The 17,304-nt window shown below is 33.7% G+C and carries 17 protein-coding genes; 7 read left to right on the plus strand and 10 right to left on the minus strand.

Features of this window, described 5'->3' with window-relative positions; all coding sequences use genetic code 11:
• Window positions 1-325: 325 nt before the first annotated feature.
• Window positions 326-1,486: a DUF3387 domain-containing protein gene (locus RBR53_11335; protein ID MDY0133245.1), complete on the plus strand. Its 1,161-nt coding sequence runs from the start codon at window positions 326-328 to the stop codon at window positions 1,484-1,486.
• Window positions 1,487-1,532: 46 nt separating this feature from the next.
• On the opposite strand, the gene RBR53_11340 is transcribed toward RBR53_11335, so the two are convergent.
• The 5 genes from RBR53_11340 to RBR53_11360 form a co-directional block, all read right to left on the minus strand.
• Window positions 1,533-2,783 carry a GGDEF domain-containing protein gene (locus tag RBR53_11340; GenBank protein ID MDY0133246.1) on the minus strand — a complete coding sequence of 417 codons (1,251 nt, stop codon included), beginning with the start codon at window positions 2,781-2,783 and terminating at the stop codon, window positions 1,533-1,535.
• A gap of 67 nt (window positions 2,784-2,850) precedes the next feature.
• Window positions 2,851-3,138 (minus strand): hypothetical protein, encoded by a 288-nt coding sequence (locus tag RBR53_11345; GenBank protein ID MDY0133247.1) that lies wholly within the window; start codon window positions 3,136-3,138, stop codon window positions 2,851-2,853.
• A gap of 42 nt (window positions 3,139-3,180) precedes the next feature.
• Entirely contained in the window at window positions 3,181-4,140 is a 960-nt protein-coding gene (locus RBR53_11350; GenBank protein ID MDY0133248.1) for an ABC transporter permease, read from the minus strand.
• Between the two features lies 1 nt (window position 4,141).
• Window positions 4,142-4,882: an ATP-binding cassette domain-containing protein gene (locus RBR53_11355; protein MDY0133249.1), complete on the minus strand. Its 741-nt coding sequence runs from the start codon at window positions 4,880-4,882 to the stop codon at window positions 4,142-4,144.
• 67 nt (window positions 4,883-4,949) lie between these two features.
• Window positions 4,950-5,933: a substrate-binding domain-containing protein gene (locus RBR53_11360; GenBank protein MDY0133250.1), complete on the minus strand. Its 984-nt coding sequence runs from the start codon at window positions 5,931-5,933 to the stop codon at window positions 4,950-4,952.
• A gap of 331 nt (window positions 5,934-6,264) precedes the next feature.
• Here RBR53_11360 and RBR53_11365 point away from each other — a divergent pair, with 331 nt between their 5' ends.
• The gene (locus RBR53_11365) at window positions 6,265-6,708 is read left to right on the plus strand and encodes a MarR family transcriptional regulator (protein ID MDY0133251.1); all 444 of its coding nucleotides are present in this window, start codon (window positions 6,265-6,267) and stop codon (window positions 6,706-6,708) included.
• Between the two features lie 55 nt (window positions 6,709-6,763).
• Window positions 6,764-8,056 carry a TolC family protein gene (locus RBR53_11370; protein MDY0133252.1) on the plus strand — a complete coding sequence of 431 codons (1,293 nt, stop codon included), beginning with the start codon at window positions 6,764-6,766 and terminating at the stop codon, window positions 8,054-8,056.
• A 224-nt stretch (window positions 8,057-8,280) separates the two neighbouring features.
• On the opposite strand, the gene RBR53_11375 is transcribed toward RBR53_11370, so the two are convergent.
• The gene (locus tag RBR53_11375) at window positions 8,281-8,727 is read right to left on the minus strand and encodes a periplasmic heavy metal sensor (GenBank protein ID MDY0133253.1); all 447 of its coding nucleotides are present in this window, start codon (window positions 8,725-8,727) and stop codon (window positions 8,281-8,283) included.
• A gap of 313 nt (window positions 8,728-9,040) precedes the next feature.
• Here RBR53_11375 and RBR53_11380 point away from each other — a divergent pair, with 313 nt between their 5' ends.
• On the plus strand, window positions 9,041-9,670 hold the full coding sequence (locus RBR53_11380; GenBank protein MDY0133254.1) for a YkgJ family cysteine cluster protein: 630 nt from the start codon (window positions 9,041-9,043) through the stop codon (window positions 9,668-9,670).
• Window positions 9,671-9,805: 135 nt separating this feature from the next.
• A complete protein-coding gene (locus RBR53_11385; GenBank protein MDY0133255.1) occupies window positions 9,806-11,416 on the plus strand; it encodes a class I adenylate-forming enzyme family protein in 1,611 nt (536 codons plus the stop codon).
• A gap of 114 nt (window positions 11,417-11,530) precedes the next feature.
• Here the strand turns inward: RBR53_11385 and RBR53_11390 are convergent, their stop codons facing one another.
• From RBR53_11390 to thrS, 4 genes are all read right to left on the minus strand, one after another.
• A complete protein-coding gene (locus RBR53_11390; protein ID MDY0133256.1) occupies window positions 11,531-12,307 on the minus strand; it encodes an NYN domain-containing protein in 777 nt (258 codons plus the stop codon).
• 17 nt (window positions 12,308-12,324) lie between these two features.
• On the minus strand, window positions 12,325-12,834 hold the full coding sequence (locus RBR53_11395; protein ID MDY0133257.1) for a cupin domain-containing protein: 510 nt from the start codon (window positions 12,832-12,834) through the stop codon (window positions 12,325-12,327).
• 69 nt (window positions 12,835-12,903) lie between these two features.
• A complete protein-coding gene (locus tag RBR53_11400; GenBank protein ID MDY0133258.1) occupies window positions 12,904-13,269 on the minus strand; it encodes a VanZ family protein in 366 nt (121 codons plus the stop codon).
• Window positions 13,256-15,169 carry a threonine--tRNA ligase gene (thrS, locus tag RBR53_11405; protein MDY0133259.1) on the minus strand — a complete coding sequence of 638 codons (1,914 nt, stop codon included), beginning with the start codon at window positions 15,167-15,169 and terminating at the stop codon, window positions 13,256-13,258. Before thrS ends, RBR53_11400 begins: the two co-directional genes overlap by 14 nt.
• Before the next feature lie 116 nt (window positions 15,170-15,285).
• Between thrS and RBR53_11410 the strand changes: the two genes are divergently transcribed.
• Together RBR53_11410 and upp are read left to right on the plus strand one after the other, a co-directional pair.
• Window positions 15,286-16,437: an HRDC domain-containing protein gene (locus tag RBR53_11410; GenBank protein MDY0133260.1), complete on the plus strand. Its 1,152-nt coding sequence runs from the start codon at window positions 15,286-15,288 to the stop codon at window positions 16,435-16,437.
• Window positions 16,438-16,611: 174 nt separating this feature from the next.
• Entirely contained in the window at window positions 16,612-17,238 is a 627-nt protein-coding gene (upp, locus tag RBR53_11415) for a uracil phosphoribosyltransferase (protein ID MDY0133261.1), read from the plus strand.
• Window positions 17,239-17,304: the final 66 nt, after the last annotated feature.

The raw sequence follows: 17,304 nt of genomic DNA on the forward strand, positions 1-17,304 counted from the left end.
TATCATCCCCTCTCTCCTGATATCTGGTCTTTGTATATTTTCAGATTATCAGAAGTTTTCTTTGGGTGGGTCAATTTTCAGCTGCAATTTTGTGCTTTAGTGGGTCAATTTTAGGCTACCAAAACTAAAATATGGACTAGATATTAAAAAACATAGGGAAAGAATAAATTATATAGATGCAAATGGTCATGATATAGAAGATAACTTCAAAGACCCAAATCATCCACTATCCTTAGTATTTATATGTGCAATGTGGTTAACGGGATTTGATGCCCCTAGTGTATCTACCTTGTACCTAGACAAGCCTATGAAGGGGCATACCCTAATGCAAGCCATAGCAAGAGTAAATAGGGTATATCCAGGAAAAAACTCAGGTCTAATAGTAGACTATCTAAATCTATTTAAATCTATGAAGAGAGCCCTTGGTGACTATGCGAATCCAGATAATGAAGACGAAATGCCTGTGAAAAATATAGAAGCTATGCTAGATTTATTGGATCAAACTATAGATGAAACTTATAAGTTTTGTAAGAAACTTGATATAGATTTTGATAAGATATTAGAGGTAGATGAAGCCTTTTCTAGAATATCTTTATTTGAAGAATATCTAAATATATTACTAGATAAAGATGATTACAAAGAAGAATTTAAGATTTATACAAATTTATGTAGAAATATATATGAAGGCAGCAAACCAGAAGTATTTGAAAAGAGATGGAACAATAAATATCTTACTATTATATTTTATTTAGACGACATGTTTAAGGCTGCTGTTAGAGATGTTAACATAGATAGGGCTAAAATTGAACTAGATAAAACATTGGATTTAAGTGTTAAAGCTAATTCTGTAAAAGAAGATGGTTCTGAAGAATATGGAATAAAGGCTATGAAGACTATAAGTCTTGCAGAAATAGACACCGAAGATATAAAGCGAAAAATACAAGAATCACCCTATAAAAATATCGAAATACAAGAGCTTAGAAGCTTTATAGAAGAAAAACTTGAAAAGCTATTACAAGAAAACAAGACAAGAATTTCTTTCTCTGAAAGATATAAAGCCATAATAGATAGATATAATTCAGGTAACTCCAGTAATGAAAATTACTATGAAGATCTGATAGATTTTGTAGATGATTTAAAAGAAGAAGATGAAAGAAATATTAAAGAAGGTTTAACAGATGAAGAATTAGAGTTATATGATTTATTGAAGAAAGACAATTTAACTAAAAAAGAAGAAGAGCAAGTAAAACTATCAGCTAAAAAACTATACGAAGCAATTATGAGAGATGATAGTGAAACTAAAGTAGTAGACTGGTACAAAGATGAACAACCTAGGAGAAAAGTCAAATTAAGGGTTGAAAAAGTATTAGATAATTTTCTTCCTGACAGCTACAATAAAGAAGTGTTTACCAGGAAATCAGAGATAGTATTTACTCATTTACTTGAAGATGCAATGATGGTGAATCAGAGTTATCTAAGTCAATAAAAACTACCAAAATATCAAATTAAGAAAAACTGGCAGTATAATCCAATCAAGCTGTGCTTAATCTATAATCATTTTTTCCTTCTTTTTTTGCAAGATACATGGCGTCATCCGCCTTTTTTATTAAGGTTTCCATGTCTTTTCCATTATCTGGATATATGCTGACTCCTATGCTTGCCCCAATTTGAACTTCTTCCCCGTCAATATCAAAGGGTGAGGATAAGGTTTTGATAATTTTTAAAGCACCTGTTTTTGCATGTTCTGAAGAAATTATGGTGGGAAAAATTATGGTAAATTCGTCTCCTCCTAATCTGGCTATAGTATCAGATTCTCTTGCAGACTTAATCAGTCTTTCTGATACTTGAATTAAAAGTTTATCACCGGCATCATGGCCTAAGGTATCATTCACTGATTTGAAACCGTCAAGATCAATAAAAAACAATGCAAATTTACGCTGGTAGCGTTTTGATTCTTTTACTGCTTGTTCTAATCTGTTTATAAACATTCCTCTGTTAGGAAGATTTGTTAATTTATCATAATTTGCTGAATGATAGAGCTTTAGCTGCAATTGTTTTCTTTTTGTCATTAGCCTGGCTATTACCCATGAGGGAATTGCTGCTAATAAAAACAATAAGATTGATAAAAAAAGAAGTTTGGTCAAAAGCCCCCGGTTTTCTAATTGAAGTCTATGGGCTGGGACATGGGAAATTACTTTCCAATAATATTTATCAGCTTTTATGTTTTTTGGATTGGTGCTGGATATTTTATTTGAATTTGATTTGAGCTCTTCTTTGAGCGGGTAAACTGTGGTTGAAGTAAATAATCCTTTTGTATTGGAGAATTGGCAAACATCAGAGGATTGAATAATTTCCCAGGATTTAGGAAATTTTAATGAGAATTTATAGTTTTTTTTGTTTTCGAACATAAATCCCCATTCAAGATCTTTGTCGGGGCCATGTAACCAATAACCATCTGAATTGATTAGCATAAGATTACCAGGAGAAAGACTGTCTCTTTTTTCCATGGGTTCAATTAATTGTTCGCCAAGATAGTTGAGAATTACAATTCCTTGTTTTTTATTGGCATTGTTAAAAATCGGTACTGCAAAACGAATCATTGGTTTTAAGGGTTTTTCAACTTTTTTGTTTTCTATGTTAAGATCAAATGGTGAGATGAAAAATTCGTTTGGCAAAAGAGCCATAGTTTCTTTGAAGTAGTATCGATCTTTTTTTGACTGGAGGTTGGCTTCAGGGATGATAGATGGGTTCCCTTTATTGAAGTTTATTCTGACTTTTTCCATCCCTGTTTCATTGATAAATCTAATTTGGTCATATTTGTTTTTTTCTTGGCTAAATGCTAAATATTCCTTAGCTATATTTATCAATATAGTGTTTATCACCACTTTCAATCATATATAAAAGCTCATTTTGTCTGGATAAAAAATTTAAGTCTGAAACAATATCTTTTAGATTTAAATTAATTAATTCTGCCTGCATCTTTGTTTTTGTCTTTTCTTCAATTTTTATCCAGGAAAGATGGTCTTTTTTCTCCAAATTATAAAAAACTGTTATAGCTCCAGCTATAAAGAGCCCTATAAGTAAAAAAATACTAAAAAAATAGCGATAGGTTGTAATTTCTTTTTTTAATTTACTCATTTGCTGTATCTATCCTTAGGATAAGTGAAATAGCGGTAATTTCTATTGGCCAGATTTTTTTCCAGAAGTTTTTGCATAAAAGGAAACAGCTGTAATTATTACTATTCCATAAACAAGTCTTGTCCATAAGCCTTGTGCTCCAGCACTTACAAGTCCTGCTTCAATCATTGAGATTATTATGCTGCCAACAAATGTTCCATAAATTGTTCCTTTTCCCCCATAAACTGAAGTTCCCCCTATAAAAACCGATGCAAAAACAACAAGCATGAATCCTTCACCCTGGGTGGGCCACCAGTTTGCCATTTCACAGCAGACAAGAGCTCCTGAAAATCCGCTGCACAAACCCATAATTATAAATACATAAGTTTTTGTTTTGTCTACGGAAATTCCCATTATTTTTGCTGCGTTTGAATTGTCTCCGGTAAATTTTATCCTGTCTCCTAAAACATGGTTGTTTAAAATTAAAATAAAGATAATGGTTAAAATTATAAGCCAGACAAATTGCATTGGAATAAATCCAGCAATTCTTCCTGAAAGAATTTGATAGCCAAATGTGTCCCTTATTCCAATAAGGCTTTTTGCAAGTCCTTGTGCAAGAAGAACTGTAAGTCCTCTGATAAAAAACTGGGTTCCAATTGTTGCAATAATTGAGGGGACTCCAATTTTTACAATTAAAAATGCGTTTAATCCTCCACAGACTCCGCCTGTTAAAATTGCGGCTATAAAACCTAAAAACACACTTCCTGTTTCAATAAAAATAATTGAAAATACAAATCCCGAAGCTGCCATTACTGCCGGAAAAGAAAGATCCATTTCACCGCAAACAATGACTAAGGTAAGCCCTAGTGCCAAAATAGCAGTAAAGGGAATTGTGGACATATAAGCAGAGTAAATCCCTGAAGAAAGAAATGTTCTTGGGCTTAAAAACATGAAAAGAACAAGAAGTGATAATAAAATCAAGGTGATTATGAATTGGTGTCTGTATCTTAAAATAAATTTCATTTTATATTCCGGCATGGTCAATTAAAATCTTTGTAAGATTGTCAAGATCTGTGTCTGCTTTATTTATTATTGTGTCTGTCTTCCCCCTTGAAACAATCACAAATCTGTCTGCAACTTCAAAAACATGCCTTAAATTATGGGTTATAAGAATGCATGATTTCCCCTGATTTTTAATTTCTTTGATAAATGAAATTACTTTTTGAGATTCATTCTGGGCCAGGGCAGTTGTCGGTTCATCGAGTATGATTACTTCAGAGTCAAAATACATGGCACGACCTATGGAAAGACCCTGCCTTTCTCCTCCGGAAAGTGATGAAACAGGAGAATCCGGTGTGATTCCAACTCCTTTAAGGCCTAAATTTTTCTGAAGAATTTTAAGGGTTTCTTTTTTTTCAAATTTCTTGTCTATAAAACCAAGAAAATTTGTTTTATGTCTTCCCATGAAAAAATTCCGCCAGATTGCCTGGTTTTCAGCAAGGGATCTGTCCTGGTGAACTGTTTCTATTTTGTTTTCTCTTGCAAGCTTTGTGGAAAATTTTTCAATTTTTTTTCCGTTGAGAAAAAAATTGCCTTTATCATGGGGGAAAACTCCAGACATTATTTTTACAAGTGTTGACTTGCCTGCTCCGTTATCTCCTAAAAGGCCTACAATTTCATTTTTTTTAAGGGTGAAATTCACTCCTTTAAGGGCATGGATTTCACCAAAGTTTTTCCAAATATTTTCAAGTCTTATAATATCCATAGAATTTATTAAAAAACCTTTTTAAATTTTACCGGAAGTTAAAAAAACTTTCGGCAATAAACAAGATTTATCTTAACCCTTTTTTGGCAAGAGGTTTAATTTTTTCAATTTCGTTTTTACCTATAAACCCGCTTCCTGTATCAATGGTAAGGCCTGAAAAGCCAAATTTTTTGGTAAGAACAATCTGGGTTATGGAAAGATATCCAAGTAAAAACGGCTGGGCATCTCCAATAAGGTCAACATATCCCTTTTCAATGGCTTCAGCTGTTGCAGGAGAAAGTGAAAAGCCTGCAACATGTATTTTATCTGGGCCGATATTTGAAGCTCTTAAAAAGTTTTCCATCTGGGAAGTAAGTGCTCCATGGTCAATTATCATTGCCTTTAGATCAGGATTGGCAGAAACATATCCTGTAATTACAGGAGTTCCAAGGGAAGAATCCTTATCAATTTCAGTGGAAATTTCAAGATAATCCACTTTTATTCCCTCATCTTCCAAAACCTCAATTATACCTTTGGTGCGAAGGCCTCTTGTTTGAAGTCTTTTAAGTCCCCAGACAAAAACCCTGTCTCCTTTTTTAAGGTTAAATCTTTTGATGGATTCTTTTGCCATACTTTGTCCCTGATTGTAATTGTCAGGACCAATGTAGCCAAAACCCTGGGAAATATAGTTTTCCTGTAAAGAGGGAAGGGGAGTGTCAATACAGGTTACAATTATTCCCTTTTTTTGTGCTTCTTCAATAAAAGGGGCATAGGCCAAATCTCCTGGATGACCCATTACAACAATTCCGTCAGGCCTTGCTGAAAGAGCTGTTTTAAAGTTTTCCACCATTTTTTGAGGCGACCATTCAGAATACATGAATTTTACTTTGGCTCCCAGATCAAATCCTGCCTGTTTTGCTCCATTATATACAATAGTTCCATAGGCTCCTCCTGGAGGGCCTCCTGTATCAAACCAGATTTCAAGATTTTCACCTGTTCTTATCATTTTTTCTGCGTACAAAGGCGATAGAGTAAAAATAGAAATAATCAGGGCTAAAATTATTTTTTTCATTTGGTTTCCTTTCAGTTTTTTTCTGGAATAAGTAATACTTTGCATTAAGAAATAATTCTGGAACTTATGAATTTGAATTTTTAAATACTTTTTTTAACTTTTCTTCTAATCATGATATAGCATTTTTTGAGAATTCGTCGAGTTTAAATCCAAGTGAGTTTGTTATTGTTTCAAAAAATTTCAATTCTTTTTGAAGTTCTTTTTTTTAACCGGAACTTTAAGTGATTTTTAACTTTACTTTTTAAGGGTTAAAGTTTAAATTTTTAATCGTTCAATTTTTGAAATGTTTTTAAATCGAAAATTTATAAATTTGAAATATTAAAGGATGAGAATGGAAAATTGGGATAAGCTCCTTGATGAACTTATAGATTATTGGGAGACCCTTTTTTACAAGCTTAAAGACGCTGATAATTCTGCGTCTGCTGTTTTAGAATCCCAATTAAGTGAGCAGGAGCTTAAGGTGATTATTTTTCTTGGGAAAAATGGGGATGAAAGAATGAAAGATATTGCTGAGCACATGAATCTTGTGGTCAGCTCTCTTACTTCAATTGCAGACAAGCTTGTTGAAAAAAAATTTGTTGAAAGAAAACGGTCAGAGGCTGACAGAAGAATTGTAAGACTGTCTCTTACAAAAAAAGGTCAAAGTTTTTTTTCTGAATTAAGAGAAATAAAAAAAATGAAGGGGAGGGAAATTTTAGGTCTTTTAGATAATGAAGATAAGAAAACTTATGTAGAATTAATGAGGAAAATGGTAGAAAGAAGCAGAAACGCTTAGTTTAGGTAAGCTGCTTTTTATTTTATATTGTAATATAACAGGGAGGTTTTGATTAATGATTAAATTTAAAAAAATTTTGCTGATTTCAGCATTAATTTTTCTATTGCCCTTTTCCAGCTATTCAGGAGAAGTTACAATTTTTGATATGTACAAGGCTGCCATTGAAAACAGGGAAATTGTTAAGTCATATCAACTTGCAGTTGAGCAGGCAAAACTTGAGCAAAAAATTCAAAAAGGAGATTATCTTCCATCCCTTGATGCTGGATATACCGCAAACAAACTTGATGAATCATCCAGGTTTGGAAACATGAAGTTAGAAAATATAAAAAACAGTGAGTTTGCAGTTTTTTTAACCCAGAATCTCTTCCATGGATTTAAAGACAAGCTTGAGATTGCAATTGCAGATCTTGATTTGAAAACATCTGATTATGAACTTTTAGATATAAAACATGACATAGGTCTTGAAGTCGCTCTTAGGGTTCTTCAGGTTTATCAGGCCGAGGCAAGAAGGCTTGTTGCCATGGATGCTTTTAAGGCATATTCTGAGCGTTATGAAAATGTTTTGCTCAAATATGATGTAGGAGTTGCAAAAAAAAGAGATGTTCTTACAGTAAAAGTAGAAAAAGATGACGCTGAGCAAAACCTTGCCATGGCTGAAAATGAAGTGGAAAAAGCTCTTAATATGCTCAATAGGGTAACTAAACTTTCCCTTGAATTTAGTGACATTGATTTTTCTTTATTTGAATCTCTTCCTGTTTTTTCACCTTTTGAAGAATATAAAACCACAATGCTTTCCAATAGAACAGATTTTAAAATTTTAAAAGCAGGCATTGAAAAGGCAGAAAAGACAAGAAAGCTTGCACAAGCTTCATTTTATCCAAAAATAGACCTGGTTCTTATGCAAAGATATTATTCAGATGAATATTACGCCTTTGACTCTAGTACAAGGGAAGATGAAACAAGATTACAGCTTAATTTGGGAATTAATCTTTTTGACGGAATGAAAAAATATAAAAAGATTGACAAGGCTGGACTTGAAACTGAAAGGGTTAGATATTCTCTTGCTGAACTTGAAAATGAGCTGACAACCCAGCTTGGTAATTTCCTTATTGATGCTCAAACAGCTGAAAAAAATCATTTTGTTGCCCGTGAAGGTATAACTGAAGCAGAGGAAAATTTAAGAATAACCGAGCTTTCCTTTGAAAAAGGTGTTGCCACAGCAACTGATGTTTTAGATTCAATTTATTATCTTTCCAGGGCAAGAAACAATGAAATAACTGCCAAGGCAACTATTTTCATGACCTTGTTTTATATAAAGAGAATGGTTGTTGATTATCCAGAAATTTAGTCAGTTTTTTGATCAATAAAAAAACAAAGATTATTTATAAGGCTTCAAATTAATTTGAAGCCTTTTTTTTTAGGCCTGATATAAAAAGGGAAGGGCGGCTTTAGTAGCCGCCCTTTGGAGAGGAGAAAAACCGGGTTGGTTTTTGCTTAGGGTAATGTGGTTATTGAACTTTTTTTAATCTCTAGGAGGAGATGTCTGTCTAGGTTCAATTTATACTAGGAAGCTTAGATAAATCCTCGGCATCCGCCAATGCCTTTTGATTTATAATGCTTTTTTCCCTGATTTGGACCAAAACCGCAGTTTGAATATCCAGGTATTATTTCATTGATTTTTTCTAAATGAGCCTGTCTTTTTTCTGCCATTGACTGTCTTAAGGAAAAAATTTCACTTCTTAGTGTTTTTACTTTTGCAGTATCAATAGTTTCACTTGCAAACTCCTGCTCAAGCTCCATTTTTTTATTGAAAATATCAGTTCTTAAGCCTTTTGTTTGATTAAAAAAATTTGCTCTTTCAGTTTTAATTAAGCTTTGCTCTTCAGGGGTAAGGTTATTGAAACAATGATAACCGCCTTTTCCCAGATTGCCCTGTCCCACTCTCATTGCAGATGCTGAAGAAATGAGAATAACTGAGATAAAAATTGTAATTGATAATATTGATAATGTTTTTTTCATAATTATTAACCTCCTTAGTTAATCTACTAATCTTATATTCAATTTGCGTGCCAAAAAACAAAACCCTTTAAATCAGGGCTTTTAGAGTAAAAAAATCAGATTTAATCTTTATTTGGGCAGTTTTTACTGAATTTGTTAAATCACGATTGTGTAAAAAATACACACCAGGATATTAATTACCCGCTTAAGTTTTGTAAAACTTCTTGCAAATGATATTTAAATCTGATTTTACAGGTTCTGTAAGTAAAATTTCACAATGAGTTGCTTGGTTAAAAAACAAACCAACTCAACTCAGTTTATTAAAAGGTGTTAAATGAGCAAATCAAAAGGACTTGCAAAAAATTATCCAAAACCAAAGAGGCTTTCATTTCCAGAAGACGAAAAGGAAACCGGCTGGCTTTCTGATCTTCTTGATTCTTATCATACTGCTGATAAAGCAATTTATGAACTCATAATGAAAGAGGAGAGTAAGGGTAGAAAACTTGCCTGTGCAAGAGGGTGTTCAGCCTGCTGCTCAACCCATGTTACCATTCCGGTTTATCCAATGGAGCTTCTGGGGATTTATTGGTATGTTATTTTAAAAGCTGAAAAAGAAAAACAAAAGTTGCTAAAGGAAAAGCTTACTAGATTTAAAAATAGCGGTGGTTGCCCTTTTTTAATTCAAGGTGCTTGCTCAATTCATCCCATGCGTCCTTTGGCCTGCAGGCATTTTAATGTTTTTGGAAAGCCTTGTGCCAAAGGTGAAGATCCTTATTATACAAGAAGAAAAGATGTGCTTACCCCAGATGAATCAGCTAAAAACAAGGCCCTTGCCTTTCTTCTTTCAATTCATAATATAAATGACAGAAAAGAAAAAAAAGAATTTGTTAACTCTGGTCAAATTCACTCCCTTGCCAAAAATCTTCAGGAAATTGAATGGTATAAGCTTGGAGCAAGAATTTAGATTTAATTGGAGATCTGGTAAAAATACTTGATGAAATTCAAGATGAGGGGTATTTGTTGGGATTGTTTTTTTATTGTGTAAAAGAATTGAATTTAAATTTAAGCTTTTGTTTACAAATATAGAAAGGGGTTTGAGTTGGAGTCAAAACTTCCTCTACTAACCGACATACTGGATTCAAACAGAAAAAAATACAGTGATGATTGTGCACTTGTTGAACTTGAGCCCGTGAAAAAATTACGAAAAACCCTTACCTGGAAAGAGTTTGGGGAATATTCAGGTAAAATCGCAACAAATCTTCACCATAGAAATCTGAAAAAAGGCGATTGCGTTGTTCATCTCATGATGAATTCTTTGGAATGGCTTCCTGTTTACTTTGGAATTTTAAAACTTGGAGCTCTTGTTGTACCTATAAACTATAGGTTTATGGGTAAGACAATAAGAAATTGTATTAATCTTGTTGAAGCAAAAGCTGTTTTTTTTGATGAGACTTTTATAGAAAGACTTGATGAAATTTATGATGATTTAAAGGATAAAAACCTCTTATTTGTATTTACAGGTAAAAAAGAAGTTTCTCCTTTTTACAGTATTCATATTTCAGATTTTTTATCAGAGGATGAAAATCAAGAGGTTTTGGACAGGGTTGAGTTAAAGCCCGAAGATGATGCTGCAATGTATTTTACTTCAGGAACAACAGGAGATCCCAAGGCAGTTCTTCTAACCCATGATAATCTTTCCTATGTTTGCGAAGTTGAGCACAATCATCATGGGCAGTCAAAAGACGATGTGTTTTTATGTATTCCTCCTCTTTATCATACAGGTGCAAAAATGCATTGGCTGGGAAGTCTTAGAGCCGGAGGAAAGGCTGTGATTTTAAAAGGCAGTAAACCCCGGGACATAATAACTGCTGTTTCAGAAGAATCTGTTTCAATAGTTTGGCTTCTTGTGCCCTGGGCCCATGATATCCTTGTTGCAATTGAAAATAAGGAGATTGATTTAAAAGATTATGATCTTTCAAGATGGAGGCTGATGCATATGGGCGCCCAGCCTGTTCCTGAAACTCTTGTAAGAAAATGGGAGGCGGTTTTTCCCCACCACGAATATGACACAAACTATGGACTGACAGAAGCATCTGGTCCTGGGTGTGTTCATCTTGGTACTGGTAATCTTGATAAAATCGGATCCATTGGTATTCCGGGATATGGATGGAAAGTTCAGATTGTTTACAGAAATATGCAACCTGTTCCAAGAGGCGAGCCAGGAGAACTCCTTGTCAGAGGCAGGGGGGTAATGAAAGAATATTATAAAAACAAGGAAGCAACTGAAAGAACGATTAAAGACGGTTGGCTGAGAACAGGCGATATAGCAAGAGTGGATAAAGACGGGTTCGTCTGGCTGCTTGACAGGAAAAAAGACGTTATAATTACAGGTGGAGAAAATATTTTTCCAGCTGAAATAGAAGATTTTATTCTTTCCCATCCAAAAGTTCAGGATGTTGCAGTAATAGGAACTCCTGATAAAAGGCTGGGAGAACTTGTAACAGCAGTTGTTCAGCCAAAAAAGGGGCAGGATATTTCAGAAGAGGAAATTATTGAGTTCTGCAATAAGATTCCAAGGTACAGAAGGCCAAGAATTGTTCATTTTGACTATGTTCCAAGAAATCCTACGGGAAAAATAGAAAAGCCAAAATTAAGGAAAAAATTTACTGGAATTTATTCAAGTTTTAAAAGGGATTTTTATGCTTCTTAGGTGTGTTTAATTTTTTTTGTTTAAAACACTGAACATAAAATAAAAGCCGTGATTAAAATTTAACCACGGCTTTGTTTTTTTAATTTAAAAATATGAAACGTTTTAATTCAGGGATTATTTTTTCCACTTAAATTCACTTATATTTGTAGCTTTAAGCCCATCATCAGTGTCTTCAATATCAAACTCAAGAATAATTTTCTGGTGTTTTAAGTGCGCAACATAGGCAGTGTCAGTTGTGGGTTTTTCATCTTTTAAAACATCTTTTATATGGCAGAAGATATCATGCCTTGAATCATGAAGTCCAAGACCAGTTCTCATTGTGATAAATCCAAATCCTCTTTCCTCGTTAAAAGCATGCATGATTCCCCTGTTTCTGTCTGAGTCTTCATTGCCTATAAGGCCTGGAATCAAAAATCCGGAAAAATGATTGTCCACTTCCCTTATAAGGTCATTGCTTGTGTTGGCAAATGATAAAAGATCTACTCTTTTACCCCGGTTCTGCAAAGCTCTTACAAGTCTTAAAAAATCCCCATCTCCGCTTCCAAGTAAAATATAGTCAAGATTGTCCGACTGAAGAAGGGCGTCAACTGCAAGGTCAAGGTCGGCATTGGCTTTAACCACAAGTTCTCCTGCTGAGTCCACATATCTCCTTACTTCTTTTAAAACAAGATGAAATCCTGTTCTTCTTATTGCATCTCTATAATTTGAATTTCTTATTCTGTATTGGTGATCTTGGATTTCTCTGTCAACATCTATTGCAAGATAGGCATTTGCCCTTAACATTCTTGTTCCCTGTGCTTCCACAAGGTCTTTTATAATTTCATATCTTATTCCCCATCCGCCGTTTCTGCTTAGATTTTCAGCGTCTAGGAAAATTCCTGCTTTAAGCATTGTAAATACCTTTTTGTTTAATCCGCTTCTTTTGTAAGTATTGTTATGATTTCTTTTTCCATGGGGAATTTTTTTATCAGCATTTTTTTTTCAGGTTCTTCATAATCTGAAAAATCAAAACCAGGTGCCATGGTTGTTCCCATTAGAGCGTAACTTCCTTTAGGTAAAAGAATTGACCCATGCCAAGTATTGGCAGGTACAACAAATTGCGGAATTTGGTTTTTGTCTATCTGGTTTCCTAAAATAATTTTTTCTAACTTATTGTCGGGGTAGATTAAAAGCATAAGCACAGGATCCCCTGAATAAAAATGATAAATTTCATCTGTTTTAAGCCTGTGCAGTTTTGATTTAGTTTCATTTGTTAAAAGATAATAAATTGCAGTTTGTATATGTTTATCATGGGTATACTCATTGTTTAAAAATTCTTTTTTAATGATTTTTGAAGACCTATAGGTTTCAGAAAAATATCCTCCTTCCATTTCCAAAGGTTGAAGATTTAATTTTTTTATTAAAAACTCAGGGGCCATTTAATAAAACCTCCAAATTTATCTTTCTGTTTAGTGAACTATGATTTTAGCGTGTTAAGGTTTGACTTTTTATTTAAAAGAATCTTTTTTTAAATAAAATATTCCAGTAAGTCCTGATAATGCTCCTAAAAAATTGGCAATCATATCTTTTAGTTCAAAACTTCTCCAGGGGATAATTGCCTGGATGCATTCAATAAAAACTCCAAAAAAACTGGAGCAAAATAAAATTATTAAAAACTCAGCTCTAAATTTTTTGAAAATTTCTGAATAGAAAAACAAAACTGCAAGAACAAGATAAAAAACAAAATGCACTAGTTTATCCATTCCCGGAATTGCTATTTCAGAAGATTTGCCTCCGGGAATTATGGATAAAAAAGTAATTACGCAAATATAGCCAAATAAAAGGCCTTGTTTTTGTTTATCAGTTAATTTCAAGAACAAGAGCCCTTGAATTGATTTGTTCTTTAATTTTTTCAATAAAATAAGTCTGGTTTATTCCCATTTTTACTTTTCCTTCAAGGGTGCGAACAGAAAATGTTTTTTCACTTATCTCTTTTTCTCCTATGGTAAGAATTAGAGGAATCTGGGAAAGCTGAGCATCCCTAACCTTTCTTTTAAGGCTTTCAGAACGATCATCTATTTTTGCCCTGATTTTATTTTCTTTAAGTAAATCCATGATTTTTTCTGATTCAGGAATAAGAGAATCACTTATAGGTAAAATTATTGCCTGAACAGGAGCAAGCCATAAAGGAAATCTTCCTGCAAAATGTTCTGTTAAAATTCCAATAAATCTTTCAATTGATCCATAAATTACCCTGTGAATCATTATTGGTCTTAGTTTTTCGTTGGACTTTCCTATATATGAAAGGTCAAATCTTTCAGGAAGGGACATGTCAAGCTGTACTGTTCCGCACTGCCAGGTTCTTTCCAGGGCATCTTCAATATGAACGTCAATTTTAGGCCCGTAGAAAGCTCCGTCTCCTTCGTTTATTTTGAAATCTTTGCTGTATTTTTCAAGTGCTGATTTTAGGCCGTTTGTGGCCATTTCCCATTGTTCATCTGTACCTATTGATTTTTCAGGTCTGGTTGAAAGCTCAAGATGAAAATTAAGCCCAAAGGTTGAGTACATTTTATCAAGAAGATTTAAAACCCCAAGGATTTCATCTTCAATCTGATCTGGGGTCATAAAAATATGGGAATCATCCTGGTGAAAAGCCCTTACTCTGAAAAGTCCTGATAATACTCCGCTTGCTTCATGCCTGTGAACAAGGCCGATTTCTCCTGCTCTATGGGGAAGATCTCTATAGGAAAACTGTTTTGATTTAAAAAGGATCATTCCTCCGGGGCAGTTCATGGGTTTTATTGCATATTCATAGTCTTCTATTTTAGAAGTATACATATTTTCCCGATAATTTTCCCAATGCCCGCTTTTTATCCACAAATCTTTTGTAAGCATTACAGGAGTTTTTGTTTCAACATAGCCTGCTTTTTCGTGTTCTTCCCTCCAGTATTTTAAAAGCTCGTTCCACAAAACCATTCCGTTTGCATGGAAAAAAGGCATCCCAGCACCTACTTCATGGAAGCTGAAAAGATCTAGCTGCTGGCCGATCTTTCTATGATCTCTTTTTTTTGCTTCTTCAAGGAAATTTAAATATTTTCTCAATTCTTTTTTATCAAAAAAAGCAGTTCCATAAATTCTTTGAAGCTGGGTGTTGGAGCTGTCAGCCCTCCAATATGCTCCTGAAACCTTCATCAGTTTCACAGCTTTTATCATCCCTGTATGGGGAACATGGGGGCCTCGGCAGAGATCTTTAAATATTCCTTGTTCATATACTGAAATTTCAGCATCGTCAGGAAGGTCGTTTATAAGTTCAATTTTATATTCATTGTCTGAAAAGATTTTTTTTGCTTCTTCTTTTGAAAAGACCTGCCTTTTAAAAGGTTTTTTGTCCTTTATAATTTTTTTCATTTCCTGTTCAATTTTTTCAAGATCGGTTTCTGAAACAGGGGGCATATCTATATCATAGTAAAATCCATCTTTTATAACAGGACCAATTGTAAGTTTTGCCTCAGGATAAAGAATTAAAACAGCTTCTGCAAGAACATGGGCCGCGCTATGTCTCATTATCTCAAGGGCTTCTTTATCTTTTGAGGTGATAAGTTTTATTTTTGTGTTTTTTTCAATGGGGAGATTAATATCTTTAATCCCTTCATCAGTAATGCATGCAATGGAATTTGCAGCAAGACCTTCTGAAATTTCACGAGCAACATCATATCCTGTGGGTGGATTTTTGTGAGTTTGGACGCTTTTGTCTGGAAGTTCTATTTCTATCATGAGAACCTGTCTCCGGTTTTTTGTTGTTTTTCTTAATTCAAAAATGTAAAAAATAAAAGCCCTGGTTTGGGGCAATTAAAAAAACTATCAGAAAAAGAGGTATTAGGCAATCAGGAATGACAATAATCGTAGAGGATGATAAAGAGCTTGAAGACTTATGCACTCACCTGAAGTCTTGTGAAAAAGTCGGGGTTGATTTAGAGGGGGACGGAATGTACCACTTTAAGGAGAAAGTTTGTCTTCTCCAGATAAGTGACGGGGTTTCAGACTGGATAGTTGACCCTCTCAAGGCAGAAAAAATTGAAAAACTATCACCATTTTTTTTTGACCCTAAGATTTTGAAAATATTTCATGGTGCTGATTATGATATAAAGTCTTTATATAGAGATTATGGGATAGTTGTTAATAACTTGTTTGACACAGAAATTGCCGCAAGATTTGCTGGCTTGAGGCTTTCAGGTCTTGACCATTTGATGTTTGATTTTTTTGGAGTTAAAACAGAAAAAAAATATCAGAAAAAAAACTGGTCAATCAGACCCCTTCCTTTGGATATGCTTGATTATGCAGCCATGGATTCAAAATATCTTATTGAGATTTATAAAATTCTTAAAGAAAAACTTGAAAAGCTTCAAAGGCTTGACTGGGTTTATGAAGAGTCTTCAAATATTTCTGAATCAAGATTTGTAAAAAAAACTGAAACTCCTTATTTTACTTCATTTAAGGGGGCAGGAAAGCTTGATAAAAGAAGTCTTGCAGTGCTTGAAAATCTTTTGAAGTTTAGATATTCAATAGCAAAGAAAAAAGACAAGCCCCTTTATAAAATTATTCCCAATAAAACAATTATAAAGGTTGCAGAAAAAAAAGCTGAAAAGGAAAATGAACTTAAATTAATTATGAGCCCGGGTCATTATAAAAGATTTGGTCTAAGAATTTCAAAAATTGTGCAAAACGCAATGGAAATACCAAATTCAAGGCTTCCCTCTTATCCAAAGAAAAAAAAGCCCAAATATTTTAATTATCCTGCTTCACAAAGATCTCAATGTTTAAGAAAGTGGAGGGCTGATAAATCTAAAAGCCTTAGTCTTGAGCCGGGTATAATTTTAAACAATAATCTTTTATGTGAAATTTCAGAAAAAAATCCTAAAACTTTTGAAGATCTTTTAGAAATTTCCCTTAAAAGATGGCAGGTAAGGGAATTTGGGGATGAAATTCTTGAGCTTATCAAGGGTTGCTCTTCAGAAAATCCTGAAAACCTAAGTTTATACTAAAGCTTGAAAAACTTTAATTTTAAACTTGGGGCAAATCTAAAGCAAGCAGGTATTGTTTTTGTGAGTTTTAAAATTGTTTTGGTCAAGTTTTATCTGTTTCTTGAAAATAAGTTGGAAAAAGGATATAGAACTTTGAACTAAGTTTAAATAACTTAATAAAACCAAGGAGATAAAATGAGTTTATATATAGCGGATCATCCTTTAATTAAACATAAGCTTGGTATTTTAAGAACCCATGATCTTGATACAAAAAACTTTCGAATGCTTTCTTCTGAAATTTCAAGACTTTTAACCTATGAAGCTACAAAAGATCTTGAGACTGAAAAAATTAGAATTCAGGGATGGGCAGGAGAAATTGAGGTGGAGCAGATAAAAGGAAAAAAAGTTACTGTTGTTCCAATTTTAAGAGCAGGTATTGGAATGATGGACGGTGTCCTTGATATGATTCCTTCAGCTAAAGTCGGGGTTGTAGGGCTTTACAGAGATGAAGAAACTTTGAAGCCTGTGCATTATTATGTAAAATTTCCTTCCAGCATGGAAGAAAGAATCGCTCTTATAATAGATCCCATGCTTGCAACAGGAGGTTCTTTTTGTGCAACAGTGGATCTTTTAAAAAAAGAAGGATGTAAAATAATAAAAGGACTTTTTCTTGTTGCTGCACCTGAAGGAGTAAAAAAAGTTCAACAACTTCATCCTGACGTTTCTATTTATACAGCAGCAGTTGATGAAAAGCTTAATGAAAAGGGCTATATAATCCCAGGGCTCGGTGATGCAGGGGATAAAATATTTGGAACAAAATAAAAAGTTTTTATAAATTTAAATTTTTTGCAAAATACATTTAACGCATGATTATTTTTATCATGCGTT

It is taken from the genome of Desulforegulaceae bacterium, from assembly GCA_034006035.1.
Taxonomy (GTDB): domain Bacteria; phylum Desulfobacterota; class Desulfobacteria; order Desulfobacterales; family JACKCP01; genus JACKCP01.

Coding starts and splice junctions, on each gene's coding strand:
- RBR53_11335 (MDY0133245.1), top strand. CDS start 326: ATGCAAGCCATAGCAAGAGTAAATAGGGTATATCCAGGAAAAAACTCA.
- RBR53_11365 (MDY0133251.1), top strand. CDS start 6,265: ATGGAAAATTGGGATAAGCTCCTTGATGAACTTATAGATTATTGGGAG.
- RBR53_11370 (MDY0133252.1), top strand. CDS start 6,764: ATGATTAAATTTAAAAAAATTTTGCTGATTTCAGCATTAATTTTTCTA.
- RBR53_11360 (MDY0133250.1), bottom strand. CDS start 5,933: ATGAAAAAAATAATTTTAGCCCTGATTATTTCTATTTTTACTCTATCG.
- RBR53_11340 (MDY0133246.1), bottom strand. CDS start 2,783: ATGGAAAAAGTCAGAATAAACTTCAATAAAGGGAACCCATCTATCATC.
- RBR53_11380 (MDY0133254.1), top strand. CDS start 9,041: ATGAGCAAATCAAAAGGACTTGCAAAAAATTATCCAAAACCAAAGAGG.
- RBR53_11390 (MDY0133256.1), bottom strand. CDS start 12,307: ATGCTTAAAGCAGGAATTTTCCTAGACGCTGAAAATCTAAGCAGAAAC.
- upp (MDY0133261.1), top strand. CDS start 16,612: ATGAGTTTATATATAGCGGATCATCCTTTAATTAAACATAAGCTTGGT.
- RBR53_11395 (MDY0133257.1), bottom strand. CDS start 12,834: ATGGCCCCTGAGTTTTTAATAAAAAAATTAAATCTTCAACCTTTGGAA.
- RBR53_11410 (MDY0133260.1), top strand. CDS start 15,286: ATGACAATAATCGTAGAGGATGATAAAGAGCTTGAAGACTTATGCACT.
- RBR53_11375 (MDY0133253.1), bottom strand. CDS start 8,727: ATGAAAAAAACATTATCAATATTATCAATTACAATTTTTATCTCAGTT.
- RBR53_11345 (MDY0133247.1), bottom strand. CDS start 3,138: ATGAGTAAATTAAAAAAAGAAATTACAACCTATCGCTATTTTTTTAGT.
- RBR53_11350 (MDY0133248.1), bottom strand. CDS start 4,140: ATGAAATTTATTTTAAGATACAGACACCAATTCATAATCACCTTGATT.
- thrS (MDY0133259.1), bottom strand. CDS start 15,169: ATGATAGAAATAGAACTTCCAGACAAAAGCGTCCAAACTCACAAAAAT.
- RBR53_11355 (MDY0133249.1), bottom strand. CDS start 4,882: ATGGATATTATAAGACTTGAAAATATTTGGAAAAACTTTGGTGAAATC.